The 19,611-nt window shown below is 48.0% G+C and carries 13 protein-coding genes and 5 pseudogenes; 17 read left to right on the top strand and 1 reads right to left on the bottom strand.

Annotated elements, in window-relative coordinates:
* The first annotated feature begins 2 nt into the window (after window positions 1–2).
* From carB to pyrE, 5 genes and pseudogenes are all read left to right on the top strand, one after another.
* Window positions 3–3,224: pseudogene (carB, locus tag MMY81_RS14925) on the top strand (carbamoyl-phosphate synthase large subunit).
* Window positions 3,221–3,986 (top strand): annotated as a pseudogene (locus MMY81_RS14920) (dihydroorotate dehydrogenase electron transfer subunit). Before carB ends, MMY81_RS14920 begins: the two co-directional pseudogenes overlap by 4 nt.
* Window positions 3,983–4,903 carry a dihydroorotate dehydrogenase gene (locus MMY81_RS14915; protein ID WP_252313510.1) on the top strand — a complete coding sequence of 307 codons (921 nt, stop codon included), beginning with the start codon at window positions 3,983–3,985 and terminating at the stop codon, window positions 4,901–4,903. Before MMY81_RS14920 ends, MMY81_RS14915 begins: the two are co-directional and overlap by 4 nt.
* Window positions 4,900–5,610 carry an orotidine-5'-phosphate decarboxylase gene (gene pyrF, locus MMY81_RS14910; RefSeq protein ID WP_253075968.1) on the top strand — a complete coding sequence of 237 codons (711 nt, stop codon included), beginning with the start codon at window positions 4,900–4,902 and terminating at the stop codon, window positions 5,608–5,610. Before MMY81_RS14915 ends, pyrF begins: the two co-directional genes overlap by 4 nt.
* Window positions 5,610–6,242, top strand: a complete 633-nt coding sequence (pyrE, locus tag MMY81_RS14905) for an orotate phosphoribosyltransferase (RefSeq protein ID WP_120192305.1) — start codon at window positions 5,610–5,612, stop codon at window positions 6,240–6,242. Before pyrF ends, pyrE begins: the two co-directional genes overlap by 1 nt.
* A gap of 46 nt (window positions 6,243–6,288) precedes the next feature.
* On the opposite strand, the gene MMY81_RS14900 is transcribed toward pyrE, so the two are convergent.
* Complete coding sequence (locus tag MMY81_RS14900; RefSeq protein ID WP_252313509.1) at window positions 6,289–8,040, bottom strand: Rqc2 family fibronectin-binding protein; 1,752 nt, start codon at window positions 8,038–8,040, stop codon at window positions 6,289–6,291.
* A 167-nt stretch (window positions 8,041–8,207) separates the two neighbouring features.
* Here MMY81_RS14900 and MMY81_RS14895 point away from each other — a divergent pair, with 167 nt between their 5' ends.
* The 12 genes and pseudogenes from MMY81_RS14895 (at window position 8,208) to pknB (ending at window position 19,602) form a co-directional block, all read left to right on the top strand.
* A complete protein-coding gene (locus MMY81_RS14895; RefSeq protein ID WP_252313508.1) occupies window positions 8,208–9,086 on the top strand; it encodes a YicC/YloC family endoribonuclease in 879 nt (292 codons plus the stop codon).
* Between the two features lie 74 nt (window positions 9,087–9,160).
* Window positions 9,161–9,421, top strand: a complete 261-nt coding sequence (gene remA / locus MMY81_RS14890; RefSeq protein ID WP_120192302.1) for an extracellular matrix/biofilm regulator RemA — start codon at window positions 9,161–9,163, stop codon at window positions 9,419–9,421.
* 31 nt (window positions 9,422–9,452) lie between these two features.
* On the top strand, window positions 9,453–10,067 hold the full coding sequence (gene gmk / locus MMY81_RS14885; RefSeq protein WP_252313507.1) for a guanylate kinase: 615 nt from the start codon (window positions 9,453–9,455) through the stop codon (window positions 10,065–10,067).
* A gap of 1 nt (window position 10,068) precedes the next feature.
* Window positions 10,069–10,299 (top strand): DNA-directed RNA polymerase subunit omega, encoded by a 231-nt coding sequence (gene rpoZ, locus MMY81_RS14880; RefSeq protein WP_120192300.1) that lies wholly within the window; start codon window positions 10,069–10,071, stop codon window positions 10,297–10,299.
* 70 nt (window positions 10,300–10,369) lie between these two features.
* A complete protein-coding gene (coaBC, locus tag MMY81_RS14875; RefSeq protein WP_252313506.1) occupies window positions 10,370–11,575 on the top strand; it encodes a bifunctional phosphopantothenoylcysteine decarboxylase/phosphopantothenate--cysteine ligase CoaBC in 1,206 nt (401 codons plus the stop codon).
* Window positions 11,572–13,985: pseudogene (gene priA / locus MMY81_RS14870) on the top strand (primosomal protein N'). Before coaBC ends, priA begins: the two are co-directional and overlap by 4 nt.
* An 88-nt stretch (window positions 13,986–14,073) precedes the next feature.
* Window positions 14,074–15,020: pseudogene (gene fmt / locus MMY81_RS14865) on the top strand (methionyl-tRNA formyltransferase).
* Window positions 15,010–15,966 carry a 16S rRNA (cytosine(967)-C(5))-methyltransferase RsmB gene (rsmB, locus tag MMY81_RS14860; protein WP_308215335.1) on the top strand — a complete coding sequence of 319 codons (957 nt, stop codon included), beginning with the start codon at window positions 15,010–15,012 and terminating at the stop codon, window positions 15,964–15,966. Before fmt ends, rsmB begins: the two are co-directional and overlap by 11 nt.
* Window positions 15,945–16,355, top strand: coding sequence for an RsmB/NOP family class I SAM-dependent RNA methyltransferase (locus MMY81_RS34075; RefSeq protein ID WP_308215338.1), 411 nt, complete (start codon window positions 15,945–15,947; stop codon window positions 16,353–16,355). Before rsmB ends, MMY81_RS34075 begins: the two co-directional genes overlap by 22 nt.
* Before the next feature lie 12 nt (window positions 16,356–16,367).
* Window positions 16,368–17,448, top strand: a pseudogene (gene rlmN / locus MMY81_RS14855) (dual-specificity RNA methyltransferase RlmN).
* A gap of 13 nt (window positions 17,449–17,461) precedes the next feature.
* On the top strand, window positions 17,462–18,217 hold the full coding sequence (locus MMY81_RS14850; protein WP_252313505.1) for a Stp1/IreP family PP2C-type Ser/Thr phosphatase: 756 nt from the start codon (window positions 17,462–17,464) through the stop codon (window positions 18,215–18,217).
* Entirely contained in the window at window positions 18,217–19,602 is a 1,386-nt protein-coding gene (gene pknB, locus MMY81_RS14845) for a Stk1 family PASTA domain-containing Ser/Thr kinase (RefSeq protein ID WP_252313504.1), read from the top strand. Before MMY81_RS14850 ends, pknB begins: the two co-directional genes overlap by 1 nt.
* Window positions 19,603–19,611: the final 9 nt, after the last annotated feature.

Raw genomic sequence — 19,611 nt, 5'->3', positions numbered from 1 at the left:
TAATGCCGAAAAGAACGGATATTCATAGAATTTTAGTGATTGGTTCAGGACCGATCGTCATAGGACAGGCAGCGGAATTCGATTATGCAGGAACACAGGCGTGCCAGGCGCTTCAGGAAGAAGGATACGAAGTTATTCTCATAAACTCCAACCCGGCAACTATTATGACCGATACAAATATGGCAGACCGGGTATACATTGAACCGATTACACTGGAGTTTGTCAGCCGTATTATCCGCAAGGAACAGCCGGATGCCCTCCTTCCGACGCTCGGCGGACAAACCGGATTAAACATGGCGATGGAGCTTCACCGCGAAGGTGTTCTGGAACGTCACAATGTAGAACTGCTCGGCAAAGCTTGATTCGATGAAAAAGCAGAAGACCGGGACGCGTTCCGGAATCTAATGTATGAATTAAATGAACCGGTGCCGGACAGCCGCATCGTAAATAAGCTCGAAGAGGCTCAGGCTTTTGTAGAGGAAGTCGGCTTTCCCATCATCGTCCGTCCGGCCTACACGCTTGGAGGAACGGGAGGCGGACTGGTTGATAATGAGGCAGAGCTGATTGAAATCGTTACGTCCGGCCTGAAATACAGCCCGGTTACCCAGTGCCTGATTGAAAAAAGCATCGCCGGCTGGAAAGAAGTCGAATACGAAGTTATGCGGGATAAAGATGACCAGGCTATAATCGTATGTAATATGGAAAACATTGACCCGGTTGGCGTGCATACCGGAGACTCTATTGTCACGGCACCGAGCCAGACGCTTTCCGACAAGGAGTATCAGATGCTGCGGGAGTCTTCCTTGAAAATCATCCGCGCACTCAAAATTGAAGGAGGCTGCAACGTTCAATTTGCGCTGGCCACCGACAGCTTTGACTACAATATTATCGAAGTGAATCCGCGGGTAAGCCGTTCCTCGGCGCTTGCTTCCAAAGCGACCGGTTATCCGATCGCCAAGCTGGCAGCAAAAATTGCCGTTGGCTATCATCTGGATGAACTGATGAACCCAATTACCGGTAAAACGTATGCCAGCTTTGAACCGGCACTTGATTATATCGTCACAAAAATACCGAGATGGCCTTTTGATAAGTTTGAAGCAGCGAACCGCAGACTAGGAACGCAGATGAAAGCAACCGGCGAAGTGATGGCTATCGGACGTTCATTTGAAGAGTCCATCATGAAAGGGATCCGCTCCCTCGAACTTGGAAAAAATCATTTGTACGATGATACACATAAGCACTTAAGTGATGAGGAAGTGGAAAGCCAGCTCCGCTATGCTGAAGACGAGCGCTTATTCATTATCGGGGAAGCTCTCCGCCGCGGCTGGTCGTCCGAACGGATTCATGATATTACGAAAATTGATATGTTCTTTATTGAAAAGTTTCTCGGTATCGCGCGCGTTGGAGAAATGCTGCAGGGCAATACCGGCGATCTCGACATTTTAAAAATGGCGAAAGAAACGGGCATCGTGGATGAATTTATCGCGCAGAGCTGGAACTGGAGCGTGGACGAAGTGGAAACGTTCCGCAGGCAGGAAGGGCTCGTACCGGTCTATAAAATGGTGGACACGTGTGCCGCCGAGTTCGAATCGGCGACCCCTTATTATTATTCCTCCTATGAACAGGAAAATGAAAGCATTCGTACAGACAAGCCCTCAGTGCTCGTACTGGGCTCAGGACCTATCCGCATCGGACAGGGTATTGAGTTTGATTACGCTACCGTACACACCGTCTGGGCGATCCAGCAGGCAGGCTATGAAGCCATTATCATGAATAACAACCCGGAAACAGTTTCCACAGACTTCAGTGTTTCCGATAAATTGTATTTTGAGCCGCTGACGATTGAAGACGTTATGCACGTAATCGACCTGGAGCAGCCGATGGGCGTGATCGTTCAGTTCGGTGGACAGACGGCAATTAATTTAGCGGAAGACCTCGACCGCAAAGGGGTGAAAATTCTGGGAACGTCGATGGAAGATATGGACCGCTCAGAAGACCGTGATAAGTTTGAAGCGGCTTTAAGAGAACTTGAAATTCCAATGCCGCTGGGCCAGACTGCTGTATCGTCAGAAGATGCGGTAAGAACAGCTTCAGAAATTGGTTATCCTGTTCTTGTACGACCTTCGTATGTTCTCGGCGGAAGGGCAATGGAAATTATCGAAAAAGAAGAAGAACTGCTTTCGTATATGAAACGCTCGGTAAAAGTAAATGAAAAACATCCCGTGTTAATTGACCGTTACATGGTCGGAAAAGAAATTGAAGTAGATGCGATTTCGGACGGAGAGACCGTTGTCGTTCCGGGCATTATGGAGCATATTGAACGGGCAGGAGTCCACTCCGGAGACTCGATTGCCGTATATCCACCGCAGTCGCTTTCCGATGCTATGAAACAGAAGCTGGTTGAACGCACGATAGCGATTGGCAAAGGGCTTGGCATTATCGGCCTGCTGAATATCCAGTTTGTTATTCACGAAGACGAAGTATATGTTCTGGAAGTGAACCCGAGAGCGAGCCGCACGCTGCCTTTCCTAAGCAAAATTACAGGCGTGCCGATTGCAGCAGCAGCAACAAACGTAATGCTGGGCACTTCATTAAAAGAGCAAGGCTACAAAGAAGGCGTGCTTCCGGAAAAGGATGAAGTATTCGTGAAAGTCCCGGTATTTTCTTTTGCGAAACTGCGCCGGGTGGATATTACACTCGGGCCGGAAATGAAATCAACCGGTGAAGTAATGGGACGTGATGTAACGCTTGAAAAAGCCTTGTACAAAGGACTTATCGCCTCCGGCATGAATATACCAGAGCACGGCTCGGTATTGTTTACAATTGCCGATGACCGCAAGGCCGAAGCACTCTCGCTTGCGCACCGTTTCCATAAAATCGGCTACACGCTGATGGCAACAGCCGGTACCGCAGAAATGCTCCATAAAGAGCATATTCCTGTTAAAACGGTCAGCAAGGTAGAAGAGGCATCCCCTAACATTCTTGATGTGATCCGCGAAGGTCATGCCCAGTTCGTGATTAATACGATGGATAAAGGCAAACAGGCGGCTAAAGACGGCTTCCGAATCCGCCGTGAAGCCGTTGAAAACGAAGTTGTCTGCATGACGTCACTTGATACAGCCGGCGCCCTTCTATCCGTGCTTGAAATGATCACATTCTCAGCCGAGGCTATGCCTGCCATGATAGAAACGAAGGCACCCGCTCCAGAGGTGAGCCGTAAATGATAAAGGAAGATATGCGGGTCGAAGCCCAGCGGGAAATTGCCCCGGCTATTTATGAAATAAAGCTTTTTGGGGAGCTCGTCACCCACGTCAGTGCGCCCGGACAGTTTCTGCATATTAAACCGGCTCCGGGTACCGAATTCACGCTGCGGCGTCCGTTAAGCATCAGCCATGTAAACGAAGCAGACAAGACGCTGACCGTTATTTACCGCGCAGATGGACAGGGAACCAAACGGACGTCCTGGAGATGTCATAAATGTTTTCGGTCCGCTTGGCAACGGCTTTTCTACGAGCAGTATCCAGTCCGGTGACCAGGTGCTTATTGTAGGAGGCGGTGTCGGGATCCCTCCATTGTACGGGCTTGCCAAAGATATTGTGAAAAAGGGTGCGTCGGTTACGACGGTGCTTGGATTTGCAGATACCTCCGCCGTCTTTTACAAAGGCGTTTTTGAAGCACAGGGACCGTTGTTTATCAGCACAATGGACGGCAGTGAAGGAACAAAAGGTGTCGTTACGGATGTAATACGCGAGCAGGGGCTGAGCTTTGATTATTTGTATGTCTGCGGACCGAATCCTATGCTGCGGGCGTTAAATAAAGACTACTCCGAAGCCCGTGGAGCCGTTTCGCTGGAAGAGCGCATGGGCTGCGGCATCGGTGCCTGTTTTGCCTGCGTGTGCCATCCGGTCGACGATCCGACGGGTACCGGCTACCGTAAGATATGCAGCGATGGCCCGGTATTTAACTGGGGAGAGGTGATCATATGAACCGAACAGCTGTAAATCTGCCGGGACTGCCGATGAAAAATCCGGTCATGCCGGCTTCCGGATGTTTTGGATTCGGGCGGGAGTTTGCAAAGCTTTATGACTTAGATAAACTGGGAGCTATTGCCATTAAAGCTACGACACGGGAGTCCCGGTTTGGAAATGAAACCCCGCGGGTGGCGGAAACATCCGCCGGGATGCTGAATGCCATCGGCCTGCAGAATCCGGGCATGGAAAAAGTGACGGCTGAAGAAATTGACTGGCTCACCAGCCGCTATGAAACGCCGCTTCTGGCCAACATTGCCGGATCAACAATGGATGACTACGAAGCCGTAGCGTCCCATTTGTCGGAGAACAATAAAGTATCCGCGTTTGAACTGAATATCTCCTGCCCGAATGTTAAAGAAGGCGGCATTGCGTTTGGTACGGATCCTAAATTAGCCTATGAGCTGACAAAACGGGTAAAAGCCCTTTCGACCGTACCGCTTTACGTAAAGCTTTCTCCAAATGTAACAAACATCAGAGAGATAGCCGAGGCCGTAGAGAAAGCAGGAGCAGACGGACTCAGCATGATTAATACGCTCTCCGGCATGAAGCTGGATGTGAAAACAGGCCGTCCGGTTCTTGCCAACCAAATTGGGGGGCTCTCCGGACCGGCTATTAAGCCGATAGCGGTCAAAATGATCTATGAAGTACGCCAGCAGACAAATCTCCCTATTATCGGCATGGGCGGAGTGACAACGCTTGAGGACATTATTGAATTCTTCATGGCAGGAGCGGATGCTGTTGCAGTCGGCACGGCGAACTTCACGAATCCGTTCGCCTGTCCGGAGCTCATAGATGAATTTGAAGAGTGGATGGAACAAAAAGGCTACAACAGTCCGGCTGATATCCGAAAAGGGGTGGAAGCACTATCATGATAAACCAGCCGATTATAGCGGTGGATGTAGAAAATGCAGAAAAAGCAGCGGCTCTGCTGGAAAAGCTGCCTAAGGAGCCTTTGTTTCTAAAAGTGGGCATGGAGCTGTTTTATCAGGCGGGTCCTTCATTTGTGAGGGAATTAAAAAAACAGGGCCATCGTATTTTTCTGGATTTAAAGCTGCATGACATTCCCCATACCGTAGAAAAAGCGGCGCTCCAGATTGCCGCGCTGGACGTCGATCTGTTTACGGTCCATGCAGCCGGGGGTCAGGCAATGATAGAGGCCGCTGTCCGCGGAGCTGAAAAAGGCACCCGGGAAGGCAGCGAGCCGCCGGTATGCCTGGCCGTTACCCAGCTGACAAGTACGACCGAGCAGGTGATGCAAAAGGAGCTTCTTATCGGCAGATCTTTAGCAGAAGCGGTCCGTCACTTTTCCGGACTGGCGGCCCGAGCCGGTGCCGGCGGAGTGATCTGCTCCGCGTGGGAAGCCGCCGCTGTCCGCGAAGAGCAGGCTTCCGGATTTATGGCAGTTACGCCGGGAATTCGTTTGAAAGGCGAGGACGCCGGAGACCAGAAACGGGTAGCCGATCCGGCTCTGGCAAAAGAAATGGGCAGCAGTGCGATCGTTGTCGGGCGTAGTATTAACGGTGCCGCCGATCCGGCCGCAGCCTACCACACAATTGAAAAAGCTTGGAGGAATGCCTGATGGAACATGAAATTGCAAAAGAATTGTTAAAAATACAGGCGGTCTCTTTAAGTCCGGCCGCTCCCTATACTTGGTCTTCCGGCATGAAGTCTCCGATTTACTGCGATAACAGGCTGACCTTGTCCTACCCTTCGCTGCGTACAGCGATAGCAGAAGGGCTGGCAGAAAAAATTACCGCTCATTTCCCAGAGGCGGATGTGCTGGCAGGTACTGCGACAGCAGGCATTGCCCATGCGGCTTTGACAGCCGATAAGATGCAGCTTCCGATGGTATATGTACGAAGCTCTTCTAAATCACACGGCAAAGGAAATCAAATTGAGGGTCAGATCAAAGAAGGGCAAAAAGTAGTTATCGTGGAGGATCTTATTTCTACAGGCAAAAGTATTATTGAAGTTCAGCGGGCTCTTGAATCCGCAGGAGCGGTTGTACTTGGAGCAGCGGCTATCTTTACATACGGTCTCCAAAAAGGGACAGACCAGCTTCAGGAAGCAGGTCTCACTGTAGAAGTTTTAACCGGATTTGATGCCCTGATAGAAGCCGCCGAAAAAGAAAATTACATTGAAGCTGCCGATATGGAGCGCTTAAAACAATGGAAACAGAATCCGGAGTCGGAAGACTGGATGAGCAGGTAGTTCCCTGCTTTAAAAAAAGAGGAAGCCGGGGTGGGCTTCCTCTTTTCTAGCTTTCCTGTCTGGATTGTTCTTTTCGATGCTGCTTTTCATTTTCGCGGAGCTGCAGGACAAGCTCTTCGGTTGGAGTGACAAACAGAGTGGACTGATTGTCATAAGTGACAAAGCCTGGTTTAGCCCCGCTTGGTTTTTTCACATGGCGGATCAGCGTGTAGTCGACCGGCACGGAGCCGGAGTCCCGTGCTTTGGAATAAAAGGCAGCAATAGAAGCGGCTTCCTTCAGCGTCTGCTCGGAAAAGTCCTCTCCTTGTATTACGACATGAGAGCCGGGTATATCTTTCGTATGAAGCCACGTGTGAGAAGCACGTGAGAGTTTATTCGTTAAATATTCGTTTTGTTTATTGTTTTTGCCGACAAAAATCAACGTGCCGTCTGTGGAGAGGTATTTCTCAATCACAGGGGCAGAAGGTTTTTTTCGTTTCTGGCCTTTTTTCATTTTCCGTTTCATATAGCCCTGTTCCGCAAGCTCCTCGCGGATGTCTTCAATGTCTCCCGGCGAGGCGGAAGCAAGCTGCTGGAGAATCTGATCGAGGTAGTTCATTTCCCGCTTCGCATCGCGGATCTGGCGCTTCACAAAGCTCAGCGATGTTTTTGCTTTATTGTAGCGTTTGAAGTACTTCTGCGCGTTCTCAGAAGGAGAGAGACGCGGATCCAGGGTCAGCGTGAGAGAAGACCCATCCGGATCATAGTAGTCCATCACTTCAATTTCCTTTTCCCCGCCTTTAATCAGATGAAGGTGAGCGGTCAGCAGTTCGCCGTATTTCTGGTAGTCAAGCGAGTTTTCCGACTGCTGAAGCGTCTTTTCCAGTTTTTTAATTTTTTTCTTATTTTTCTGCCATTCGTTCTGCAGAAAACGCTGCATATCGTGGGACTGCTGCTTAACCCGGTCCCGTTCTGCTTTGCCGGTGTGAAAGCGTTCGAGCAGTTCGCTCGTGGAAGAGAAAGTAGTCACTTCTCCTTTTAAATGATCAAGAGGAAGAACCGAATAGTATTCTTTTCCGCCGGCAACAATCATCTGCGGCTGAAAGCGCAGCTGGTTAACGTCTTCCATCATACGGACAAATGTATCAGCTACCTGGGAAACAGATCCGAGGCCCGCCTGGTGGATGACCTCTTTTGTTATTTGAGGGGATACGCCGGTATAAGCCTGGAGCAGCTGTTTATCGAGCCGGCCCTGGTTGGCATCGAGGTGACGGAGAACGTCATCCCTGTCTGCTGTAAGGGGATCGGCTTTTTCCTGGGAAGGAGGTTCTATATACGGACGTCCCGGGAGAATGGTACGATAGCTGTTTACAGAGGGTGGCAGATGTTTAAGGCTGTCAAGAATGGTATTCGATCCGGCATCCAGAAGAATGATATTGCTGTGCTTGCCCATAATTTCTACAATCAGCTTTTTTTCCTGCTTTTCTCCTATTTCGTCTTTTCCTTCAATATAAAGAGTAATGATACGTTCCATTCCGTGCTGCTCGATGCGCCTGATAAATCCGCCTTCCAAATGCTTTCTTAAAAGCACACAGAACATCGGCGGCTCGGGAGCATTTTCGTAGCGCTGCGAAGTGAAATGCAGCCTTGCAAAATTAGGATTTGAAGATAAAAAAAGCTGATGATTCACGCGCTCGGCACGAATCGTCATGCTGATATCCATTTTATAAGGCTGTTTAATTTTAGAAATCCGTCCATTAAGTACGGTTTCATTTAATTCTGCTGTAATGGCTCTTGCCATAATTCCGTCGAAGCTCATGTTACCTACATCCTTTCATCATTTACAGTATATCATGCACCGGGAAACGGAAGATACCGGCAGGGCCGGCGAAGTTATTGGTTTTTTTGTGGAAATAAGCTTTATTATTTCCCTTAGTTGTTAGGAATGATAAAATTAGGTAGAATATATAAGCGGATGTGATAAAAATGGCTGTAAGCATGACGGGGTTTGGAACATCATCAGTACCGATTGGACAAGCAACCATACATATTGAAATGAAAACGGTGAACCACCGCTACAGCGATATTATGCTCCGTATGCCCGGTGCATTTCATTCAGCGGAGCACGCAGTTCGCAAACATATAGCAGCAGGTATCAGCCGGGGGAAAATTGACGTGTTCATGTCTATTGAAGGCATTCTCCCTTCTTCCAAAAAAGTCTATGTGGACTGGGAGCTTTTAGCTGATTATCTGAATGTTGCCGAAAAAATGGACAGAATGGAGATGTTTACGCCGGCCCTGTCTGCAGAATCATTTATTCTGCATTCGGACGTGGTACACGTAACAGAAAATCCACAGCTCGGCGAAGAATGGCAGGACGCCCTTCTTTCCGGAATTCAGCAGGCTCTTGATGCCGTGGTGGTGATGAGGGTACATGAAGGCCGTGCGCTCACGCAGGATCTTCAGGATCGTCTCTTTCTGCTCGAAGATTTTACAAAACAGCTTGAAGCCAGAGTGCCTTCTATAGTAGAAGGGTACCGCTCCAGACTCGAGCAGCGTTTAAAAGAAGTCGATACCGCGAATCTTCCCAACGAGGATCAACTATACAGAGAGGTTATTCTGTTTGCTGAAAAAATCAGCATAGCAGAGGAAATAACCAGACTCTATGCTCACATTAAACAGTTTTCCTATATTTTAAACGAACAAACGGCAGTGGGAAGAAAGCTTGACTTTCTGCTGCAGGAAATGAACAGGGAAATGAACACAATAGGCTCCAAGGCAAGCGATGCGGCATCGAGCCATATTGTAGTGGACATGAAGAGTGAGCTTGAAAAAATGAGAGAACAAGTTCAAAATATAGAGTAGATATCGAACGCGTTTTCGTCTATACTCAAACAAGCAGGAAACAGCACGGTTGACCAGAATAGGGGGGTAACAAATTGAGCATAAAACTAATAAATATAGGTTTTGGCAATATTGTTTCAGCAAATAGAATTATCTCCATCGTAAGCCCTGAATCGGCGCCTATTAAAAGAATTATTCAGGAAGCACGGGATCGGAGCATGCTGATTGACGCGACATACGGCAGAAGAACAAGAGCTGTTATTATTACAGACAGTGACCACGTTATTTTGTCAGCCGTTCAGCCTGAAACAGTTGCACAAAGGCTTCATACGAAAGAAGAACTCTCCGAAGATTAACTTTTGAACAGAAGGAAGGACGTTGTGTATTATGAAAGACGATAAGGGGCTGCTCATCGTATTATCGGGTCCGGCCGGTGTGGGCAAAGGCACGGTTTGCAGCGCTTTGCGGCAGAAAGACAGCAGTATTGAGTATTCTGTCTCTGCTACTACAAGAAAGCCGCGTGAAGGAGAAATAGATGGGATAAACTATTTTTTCAAAACCCACGAGGCGTTTGAAGAAATGATTAAGCAGGATAAACTGCTTGAGCATGCCAAATATGTAGATAACTACTATGGCACGCCGATTGATTATGTACTCGATACCATTGAAGAAGGACGCGACGTCATTCTTGAAATTGAAGTGCAGGGAGCAAAGAAAGTAAGGGAAAAACATCCGGAAGGGATATTTATTTTCCTGATTCCGCCAAGTCTGGCTGAACTTCGTGATAGAATTACAAAGCGGGGGACGGAAACCGCCGATATCATTAATAAACGCATGGATATCGCTAAAGAGGAAATCGAGATGATGGACTATTACGATTATGTCGTGCAAAATGATGAAGTAGACAAAGCAGTAGAACGTGTGCAGTCGATTGTTACTGCAGAACACTGCAAAAAAGAACGGCTGATTGACAAATACAAAAAAGCAGTGGAGGTCGAATAATATGTTATATCCATCTATTGATACGCTTATGACCCATATTAATTCAAAATATACGTTATGCACTATCTCGGCAAGAAGAGCAAGAGAGCTGCTTGAATTGGAAGAAGCTGTTCCAATGATTGATAACATTAAGTCTGCTAAATACGTAGGCGTGGCTCTGGAAGAAATTGAACGCGGGAAGCTCGACTACACGGCTTCGGACGATCCGTCCAAACAGCAGCAGGATAAGTAAAAGACAGCGGCCTTCTTCACGGGGGGCGGCTTTTTTTTTCAAATCTATTAATGACAGGAGGAAACGGCAGATGCAGGGTAAAAATATAGTACTGGCAGTAAGCGGCGGTATTGCCGCGTTTAAAGCAGCTGCACTGGCCAGCAGGCTCAAGCAGAGCGGGGCTCATGTAAAGGTGATGATGACCGATCACGCACAGGAATTTGTTACGCCGCTTACATTTCAGGCGTTAACGAGGGAACGGGTGTATACTGATACGTTTGCTGAAAAAGAACCGGAAGTAGTAGCCCACATTGATATTGCAGACTGGGCGGATATTTTTATTATTGCGCCTGCCACGTCCAATATTTTAGGGAAGCTGGCCAATGGAATTGCAGATGATATGGTAACAACTACAGCGCTTGCAACCAAAGCATCTATGTACGCAGTGCCGGCGATGAACGTAAACATGTACAATCATCCGGCGGTACAGCGCAGCATGAATCAGCTTAAGCAGGACGGCTATCGTTTTGTTGAACCCGGCGAAGGCTACCTGGCATGCGGCTGGATTGGAAAAGGACGGATGGCAGAGCCGGAAGATATTATTGGCTTTCTATCTCATCAGGAAAAAGCTAAAAAAGCACTTGCCGGGCGCCGTGTGCTTGTAACGGCCGGGCCCACACATGAATATATCGACCCAGTGCGCGTTCTGACCAACCCGTCCAGCGGAAAAATGGGTTTCGCTTTCGCCGGAGCTGCAGCTGACATGGGAGCTGAAGTCACGCTGGTCGCAGGTCCGGTTAAGCTGGACACGCCGCCTGGTGTGAAGCGTGTGGATGTTATTTCAGCAGCTGATATGCATCACGAGGTAATGGCTGCAGCCGGCAGCCAGGATATTATTGTGAAAGCAGCGGCAGTTAGTGACTATCGCGCAAAAGAACGGCTGGCTCATAAAGAAAAGAAAACGGACGGCACCCACCAGATAGAAATGGAACGTACGACAGATATACTGCAGGAATTAGGTATGCTTGCAGAGAAACCTTTTCTTATTGGTTTTGCAGCGGAATCGGAAAATGTTGAATCCTATGCACAGGAAAAGCTCCAGCGGAAAAATGCAGATATGATTGTTGCCAACAATATTGCTTCTGAGGGAACCGGGTTTAATACAGATACCAATGAGGTTTTTATCGTACAAAAAGAAAAGCCGCTGTTTCATATACCGCTTCAGAGTAAACAGGCAATAGCTGAAACAATTCTTGCTATGGCGGTTGATCAGTTAGAGGATGCGGATAAGAAATGATCGCTAAAGTTATCGTTGATGTGCCGACAGGCCAGACAAAACAGGTTATACGATTATAAAATCCCTGAAGAAATGGAAGAGTTTATCCAGCCCGGAATGAGAGTAAACGTACCTTTCGGCCCCCGGCAGATTCAGGGGTTTGTGACGGATACGACAGCCTCTACGGAAGTAAAACGGATCAAAGAAATCACCTCTCTGCTCGACCCTTCTCCGGTTCTAAGCGGAGAGCTTCTCCAGCTCGGCCGGTGGATTGCAGAAGAAACGGTGTGCTTTTTGATTACGGCCTACCAGTCCATGGTTCCATCAGCGATTAGGGCGAAGCCAAAAAAAAGACTGTTTTTAGCGGAGGATCCTGAAGTCGTACCTGTAGAAATTGCAGACGCCTTTGCCGGGAAAACGATTTTGGACTGGGAAGCTTTTCCGGCAGAGAAGAAAGCCATGAAGCTCCTCAATGAAGAAATTCAGGCAGGACGTGTTTATCGTCGATTATTTATTAAAAAACCGCACTGAAAAAAAGATGCAGACGATTTTGTCTTTAGCAGAGGAATATCAGGCAGCTGGGTCTAAACACAATCTATCAGGAAACGCTAAAAAACAGCAGCAAATTGTTGAGTGGATGCAGAACGAACTGGGAGATAAAGAAATTGCCCAGCCCGAACTGCTTGAAAAAATGGAATCCGGACGCCAGGCAGTACGTGCTCTAGTGGATAAAGGCCTTCTTGTCGAAAAAAAGACAGAGTTTTACCGGGATCCCTACAAAGATAAACTGTTTCAAAAATCAACCGCACTGCCATTAATGGAAGAACAGCAGACAGCGGTGGACAATATTCTGGAAAGCCTCCACAAGGGACGGACAGATTCTTATCTGCTGCATGGCGTTACCGGAAGCGGAAAGACCGAAGTGTACCTGCAGGCTATCGATGAGGTAATCTCGCAGGGGAAGGAAGCCATTGTTCTGGTTCCGGAAATTTCATTAACCCCGCAGATGGTTAATCGATTTAAAGGAAGATTTGGAGCCGAAGTGGCTGTTCTGCATAGTGCCCTTTCCGCCGGGGAAAAGTATGACGAATGGCGGAAGATTCACCGGAAGGAAGTGAAGGTAGCGGTAGGGGCAAGATCAGCCGTATTTGCACCTTTTGATAATCTGGGATTAATTGTTATGGATGAGGAGCATGAAGGAAGCTATAAGCAGGAGGATCATCCGCGCTATCATGCAAAGCACGTTGCCATTTGGCGGGCCGAATATCACCACTGTCCTGTTGTGTTTGGCAGCGCAACTCCAAGTCTCGAATCCTATGTACGTGCTGAAAAAGGCGTCTACACGCTGCTCGAGCTTCCGCAGCGCGTGAACCGCAAAGCCATGCCGGAAGTGACCATTCAGGACATGAGAGAAGAGCTCCGGCAGGGAAACCGCTCCGTCTTTTCCACGCTTCTGCTCGATAAGCTGAAAGAGCGGATTGATAAAAAAGAGCAGAGCGTCCTGTTTTTAAACCGCCGCGGGCATTCGACTTTTGTAATGTGCCGGGACTGCGGATTTACGCCTTCCTGTCCGCACTGCGAAATTACGCTCACCTATCATCATACGAACCGTCGTTTGAAGTGCCATTACTGCGGACACGAAGAGCAAATGCTGCATACGTGTCCCTCCTGCCAGAGCAGTCAGATTCGTTTTTTCGGCACGGGCACACAGAAAGTGGAAGAAGAGCTGACGCGGCTTCTCCCGGAAGCCCGCGTGATCCGAATGGATATGGATACGACGAGCCGGAAAGGATCGCACGAAAAACTGCTTGATGCATTCGGGCGCGGGGAAGCGGACATTCTTCTCGGCACACAGATGATAGCAAAAGGTCTCGACTTCCCTAAAATTACGCTGGCCGGCATTCTGGCGGCGGATACAATGCTGCATCTTCCGGACTTCCGTGCGGCGGAACGGACGTTTCAGCTTCTTACACAGGTGAGCGGACGGGCAGGAAGAGACGAATTAAAGGGCGAGGTTGTCGTTCAATCCTATACGCCTGAGCACTACAGCATCCAGCATGCAAAAACCCATAATTACAAAGCCTTCTATCAGGAAGAAATGCTCCAGCGCAGGCGGGGAGGCTACCCGCCGTTTTATTATTTAGCGATGGTTAATGCAGCGCACGAAGATCTGGCGGAAGTTATGAAAACAGCAGATAAAATTACGGAATATATCCGCAGTTCCCTCTCCGAAAAAGCAGTAGTACTGGGTCCTACGGTTTCTCCTATTGCAAGGATTAAAGATAGATATCGGTATCAATGCATGATAAAATATAAAAATGAACCTGAACTTACAAAGGTGCTTCAATCTGTAGCAGAGCGTTACAATTCGGAAATTGCCAAAGGAAAGCTTCAGCTTTCCATGGATATGTATCCTTATATGTTTATGTAAATAGAGCCCCGCGGACCATCGTGACAAATGGAGAGCGGGGTTGTTTGTTTGTTCCAAACGTCCAGCGTTAGAAGAAAAGGAGACACGGATAATGAATATTGTGTTTATGGGAACACCTGATTTTTCCGTCCCGGTTCTGCAGGGACTGGTTAAAGAGGAGTATACGATTGCGGCAGTAGTGACGCAGCCGGATCGTCCGAAAGGAAGAAAAAAAATACTTTCTCCGCCCCCGGTAAAAGAAGAAGCCATCAGGCAGGGGCTGAAAGTGCTGCAGCCGGAAAAGCTGAAAGGCAGTCCGGAACTGGCGGAAATCATTTCCCTTCAGCCGGACCTGATTGTTACCGCGGCGTATGGTCAGATCCTTCCAAAGGAGCTGTTGGATACGCCGGCGCTTGGAGCCGTAAATGTCCACGCATCCCTGCTTCCTAAATACAGGGGAGGCGCCCCCATCCATCAGGCAGTCATGGATGGAGAAAAAAAACCGGTGTAACCATTATGTATATGGTGCCAAAGCTTGATGCCGGAGACATTATTACCCAGGTGGAAGTATCGATTGAAGAGGATGATACGACCGGAACGATTCATGATAAATTAAGCGGAGCCGGTGCTAAGCTTCTATTGGAAACTATTCCTGTTCTAAAGTCGGGAGAAGTTTCTCCGCAAAAGCAGAATGAAGCAGAAGCTACATTTGCTTCCAACATTACAAGAGACCAGGAAAAAATTGACTGGAACCGACCCGCCCGGGACATTCATAATCAAGTACGGGGATTGTTTCCATGGCCTGTAGCATACACTACATTTGAAAACAAATTATACAAAATCAGAAAAACAGTACGGCTGGATGAAGAGTCCGAAGGGAAACCGGGCGAAATTGCAGCAGTAAAACCAGATTCGATCTGGATTACGGCAGGCGACCACCAGCTTCTTGCCGTTACGGAGCTTCAGCCATCCGGAAAAAAGAAAATGACCGTAGAAGAACTGCTGAGAGGCAGGCATCCATTTGAAGAGGGGAAGCGTTTCACGAGTGAAGACTAAACAGCCGAATGACGTTAGAAGCATTGCCGTTTCTTTAATAGAACGTGTAGAAAAAGAAGGGGCATACAGCCATTTAGTACTGGACGCAGCCATTAAAGATCGTCTCGTGCCCGAGCGGGATACCGCGCTTCTCACCGAGCTTGTCTACGGCACAATCAAAAGAAGAAATACGCTTGATTACTGCCTGAATGCTCATGTGAAAAAAGGGGTCGGCTCTTTACAAACATGGGTGGCGTCCTTATTGAGAATGTCGCTGTATCAGATGATTTATCTGGACCGTGTGCCGGAAAGAGCCGTGCTGTACGAGGCCGTCCGCATTGCTAAAGAAAAAGGCCACGAAGGAATCGGCAGTCTTGTGAACGCCGTGCTTCGTTCGTATCAACGCGCCGGCTTTCCTGCACTTCCGGAACAGATGGAAAGATTGGAAAAGCTTTCTGTAGAGTACAGCCATCCCCAGTGGCTCCTGGAAGAATGGGAAACTGCCTACGGACAAGAGAATACGACAGCAATGGCCGCTCAGAATCTTGTGCCCCCGCAGACGAGTATCCGGGTTAACCGTATGAAAGCGTCGAGAGAAGAAGTAATGGAAAAGCTGGAACGTGAGGGCTGCGATACAGAAAAAGGAGCCTTGTCCGAAGATGCTCTCGTTGTACTGGCTGGAAATGTGCTGATGACGAAAGCATACAATGAAGGTTATTTTACGATACAGGACGAAAGCTCGATGCTTGTAGCAGCGGCGCTTGATGCCAAAGCAGGTATGACTGTACTTGATGCATGCGCCGCTCCGGGCGGGAAAACAACCCATATTGCTGAGCGGATGCATAATCAGGGAAGTGTTCATGCGTTTGACCTTCATCAAAAAAAACTCAGGCATATTGAAGAACAGGCGGAAAGGCTCGAACTTTCCATTATTTCAACAAAAAGCTGGATGCCAGGAATATACTAACCGAGACAGACGAGCAGTATTACGATCGTATTCTTATCGATGCTCCCTGCAGCGGTATGGGAGTAATCCGCAGAAAACCGGAATTAAAATGGAACAAAAAGCCGGATGACTTAATTTCCCTGCCTTCGGTACAGTATGATATATTAACAGAAGCAGCTAAAACCTTGAAAATAGGCGGCAGGATCGTGTATAGTACATGCACAGTGCGTCCGGAAGAAAACGAACAGGTAGTGAAGGCATTTTTAGAGTCCCACCCTTCCTTTGTTCGGGATGATTCCATGAAAAGGCGCTTAACTCAGGACACGGAAAGCGGAAGTGAATGGACGATTCTTCCGCACGATTACGAGACGGACGGATTTTACATGGCGGCATTTGAAAGAAAAGGTTAGGAGGGATTTTATATGCAGGAATTAAAAAAAGAAGTAGGCAGAAATCGCAGGAAAAAAAGGATCGGTATACACGCTTCAGTTTGACGATTTAAAAGCGTGGCTGCAGGAAGCAGGGGAGCCGTCTTTTCGGGCTGACCAGATCTTTTACTGGCTCTATGACAAACGGGTGGAGCAGTTTGACGAAATGACAAACCTGTCCAAATCGCTTAGAGAGAAGCTCAGCAGCACATTTTCCATTACGCCGCTTAAAGAAGTAGCCAAGCAGGAATCCGTAGACGGAACAGTGAAGCTGTTGTTTGAACTTGAAGACGGCAATACGATTGAAACAGTTGTTATGAAGCATGGATACGGCAACAGCGTATGTGTGACGAGTCAGGTAGGCTGCAGACTCGGCTGTACGTTCTGCGCTTCCACGCTTGGCGGCTTAAAGCGTAACCTTGAAGCCGGAGAAATTACGGCTCAGGTGCTCGCTTCCCAGCGCGCGCTTGATGAAAAAGGAGAACGGGTCAGCTCTGTTGTTGTAATGGGGATTGGAGAACCATTTGACAACTATAAAGAACTGATTGGGTTTTTAAAAGTTATTAATCACGACAAAGGCTTAAATATTGGTGCAAGACACATCACGGTTTCCACAAGTGGTGTCGTACCTAAAATTTATGATTTTGCGGATGAAAAACTGCAGATTAATTTTGCCGTTTCCCTTCATGCGCCGACGACAGAAATAAGAAGCCGTCTGATGCCGGTAAACCGCGCATGGCCGCTGGACAAACTTATGGAGTCTATTAAGTATTACCAGGAAACGACGAACCGCCGGGTTACGTTTGAGTACGGTCTTTTCGGCGGCGTCAACGATCAGGTGGAACATGCAAAACAGCTTGCTGAGCTTATTAAAGGGCTCAAATGCCACGTAAACTTAATACCGGTTAACCATGTACCGGAGCGGGATTATGTGCGAACTAAACGTGAAGATATCTTTGCTTTTGAAAAAACACTCAAAGAAGCTGGAGTCAACGTAACGATCCGCCGTGAACAGGGTCATGATATTGATGCTGCCTGCGGCCAGCTCCGTGCGAACGAAGGAAAAAAGAAGTGAGGTGAACCGCTCCTTGAAGCAGGCGTATAAAACCATTACCGGCAAAGTAAGAAGACACAATGAAGATGCCGCAGGGATTTTTAAAAACCAAAGCGGTGAGTATTTGGCAGTCGTTTGTGATGGAATGGGCGGGCACCAGGCAGGAGATACAGCCAGTGCTGCTGCTCTGGAAATATTTAAAAAGGAGTGGGAGCATGAATCGTTCCCGCTGCTTCCGGAAGAAGCAAGAGCCTGGCTTATCAACCGGATAGAAAAGGTAAATGCGGCTATATTTGAGCTTTCCCGTCAGGACGTATATTTGCAGGGAATGGGAACTACTGCCGTTGCCGCTGTATGCACCCCGGGATTTATAGCAATCGCTCATGTTGGAGACAGCCGTGCTTATGTATTCGATGAACAGGGTGTTTATCAAAAAACGCAGGATCACTCTCTAGTAAACGAACTTCGTCTGAGAGGCGAATTAACGGAAGAGGAAGCAGAAAGCCATCCCAGAAAAAACGTACTAACCCGTGCGCTCGGTACGGATAAAAACGTTAAATGCGATGCTTCTGTTATGGAATGGGGTAAAGGGGAAGGCGTCTTTTTGTGCTCAGACGGCCTTTCCAATAAAGTAACAAGCCTGGAAATCGCTGACTTGCTGCAGAGCAGAAGCTCTGTAGAAGAAGCGGTGGAAAGGATTGTACATAAAGCAAACGACCGGGGCGGAGAAGACAATATTACGATAGCTGCAGTGATTAATTCCTTTTCGATGGAAAGGAGGATGCAGTGATGGACATGATCGGCAAACGAATGAGCGACCGTTATGAAATCATCAGCCTTATCGGCGTGGGCGGTATGGCTCATGTATATAAAGCCAATGACATCATTTTGGAGCGGTTCGTCGCTGTGAAAATTCTGCAGCCTCAATTTAACGCAGACAATGACTTTATTAGACGCTTTCACCGTGAAGCCCAGGCAGCCACCAGCCTCCATCACCCTCATATTGTAAATATTTATGACGTGGGAGAAGATGAGGATACATATTACATCGTGATGGAATATGTAGAAGGCATCACGCTGAAAGAAAAGATTACGCAAGAAGGACCGCTTCCTATAGAAGAAGCAGTGGAAATCATGAAGCAGGTTCTCAGCGCTATTGAGCAGGCACATGCCAATAGAGTCGTGCATAGAGATTTAAAGCCGCAGAACATACTTATAGATAATAACAGTACTGCCAAAGTAGCTGACTTTGGGATAGCCAGAGCGGCCTCTTCGGCTACGATTACGCACACAAACTCCGTCATCGGATCCGTCCATTATTTATCGCCGGAACAGGCGAAAGGAAGCGTCATCACCCACCGTGCCGATATATACTCTCTTGGGATTCTCCTGTTTGAGATGGTTACGGGTAGTCTGCCCTTTAAAGCGGAGTCGGCAGTCAGTATTGCTTTAATGCACATTCAGGAAAGCATACCGATGCCGACAGACAGGCGGTACGGGCTGCCCCAGAGCATAGAAAACATTATTCTCCGGGCTGTCGAAAAAGATCCGGATGACCGTTACCAGACTGCGTTTTCCATGAAAGAAGACCTGCAGACATCTCTGCAGGAAAGCAGAAAAAATGAAGCGCCTTATATAGGGTTTTATCAGACGCTGGCGATGGCCTCTGTATATACAGGACCTGATGCAGAGAGTGAGGAAACAAAAATACTGCCGGTGCAGGCTGTTACGGGCCCCAGAGAAGATACCAGCGGAAGAAAAAAAAGCCCGTCCCAGAAAAACAGCTGGTTTTTGTCTATTCTCATTGTATTGCTTCTCGTGTTTGCATCAATTGTTGCAGCCTTTACGTTTGTTCCTGAAATATTAAGCGTAGAAGATGTGAATGTTCCTGAATTGGAAGGCCTGCATGCCGACGAAGCTTTGGAACGTCTGGAAAATTCCGGGCTTGCTGCTTTGCCGGAGGAAGTAACAATTGAGGATAGAGCCAGCGGGGAGACAACCGGCCAGCTGCCGGCGGCTGGTTCTTCTGTGAAAAAGCATTCGGAAGTGACCATTTATGTTAATGATCTTTCTACTATGGATCTGGCAGTGGAAAGCGGCAGCCGAGAACAAAACGGCTGGACTGCCATTTGGACGGAGCTTCTGCTTCCCGGAAATGTGCAGGCAGAAGATTAAAAGGAGGAA

Source organism: Sinobaca sp. H24 (assembly GCF_023845525.1).
Note: the sequence above shows the minus strand (reverse complement) of the source record. Positions and strands in the feature narration are given on the sequence as shown.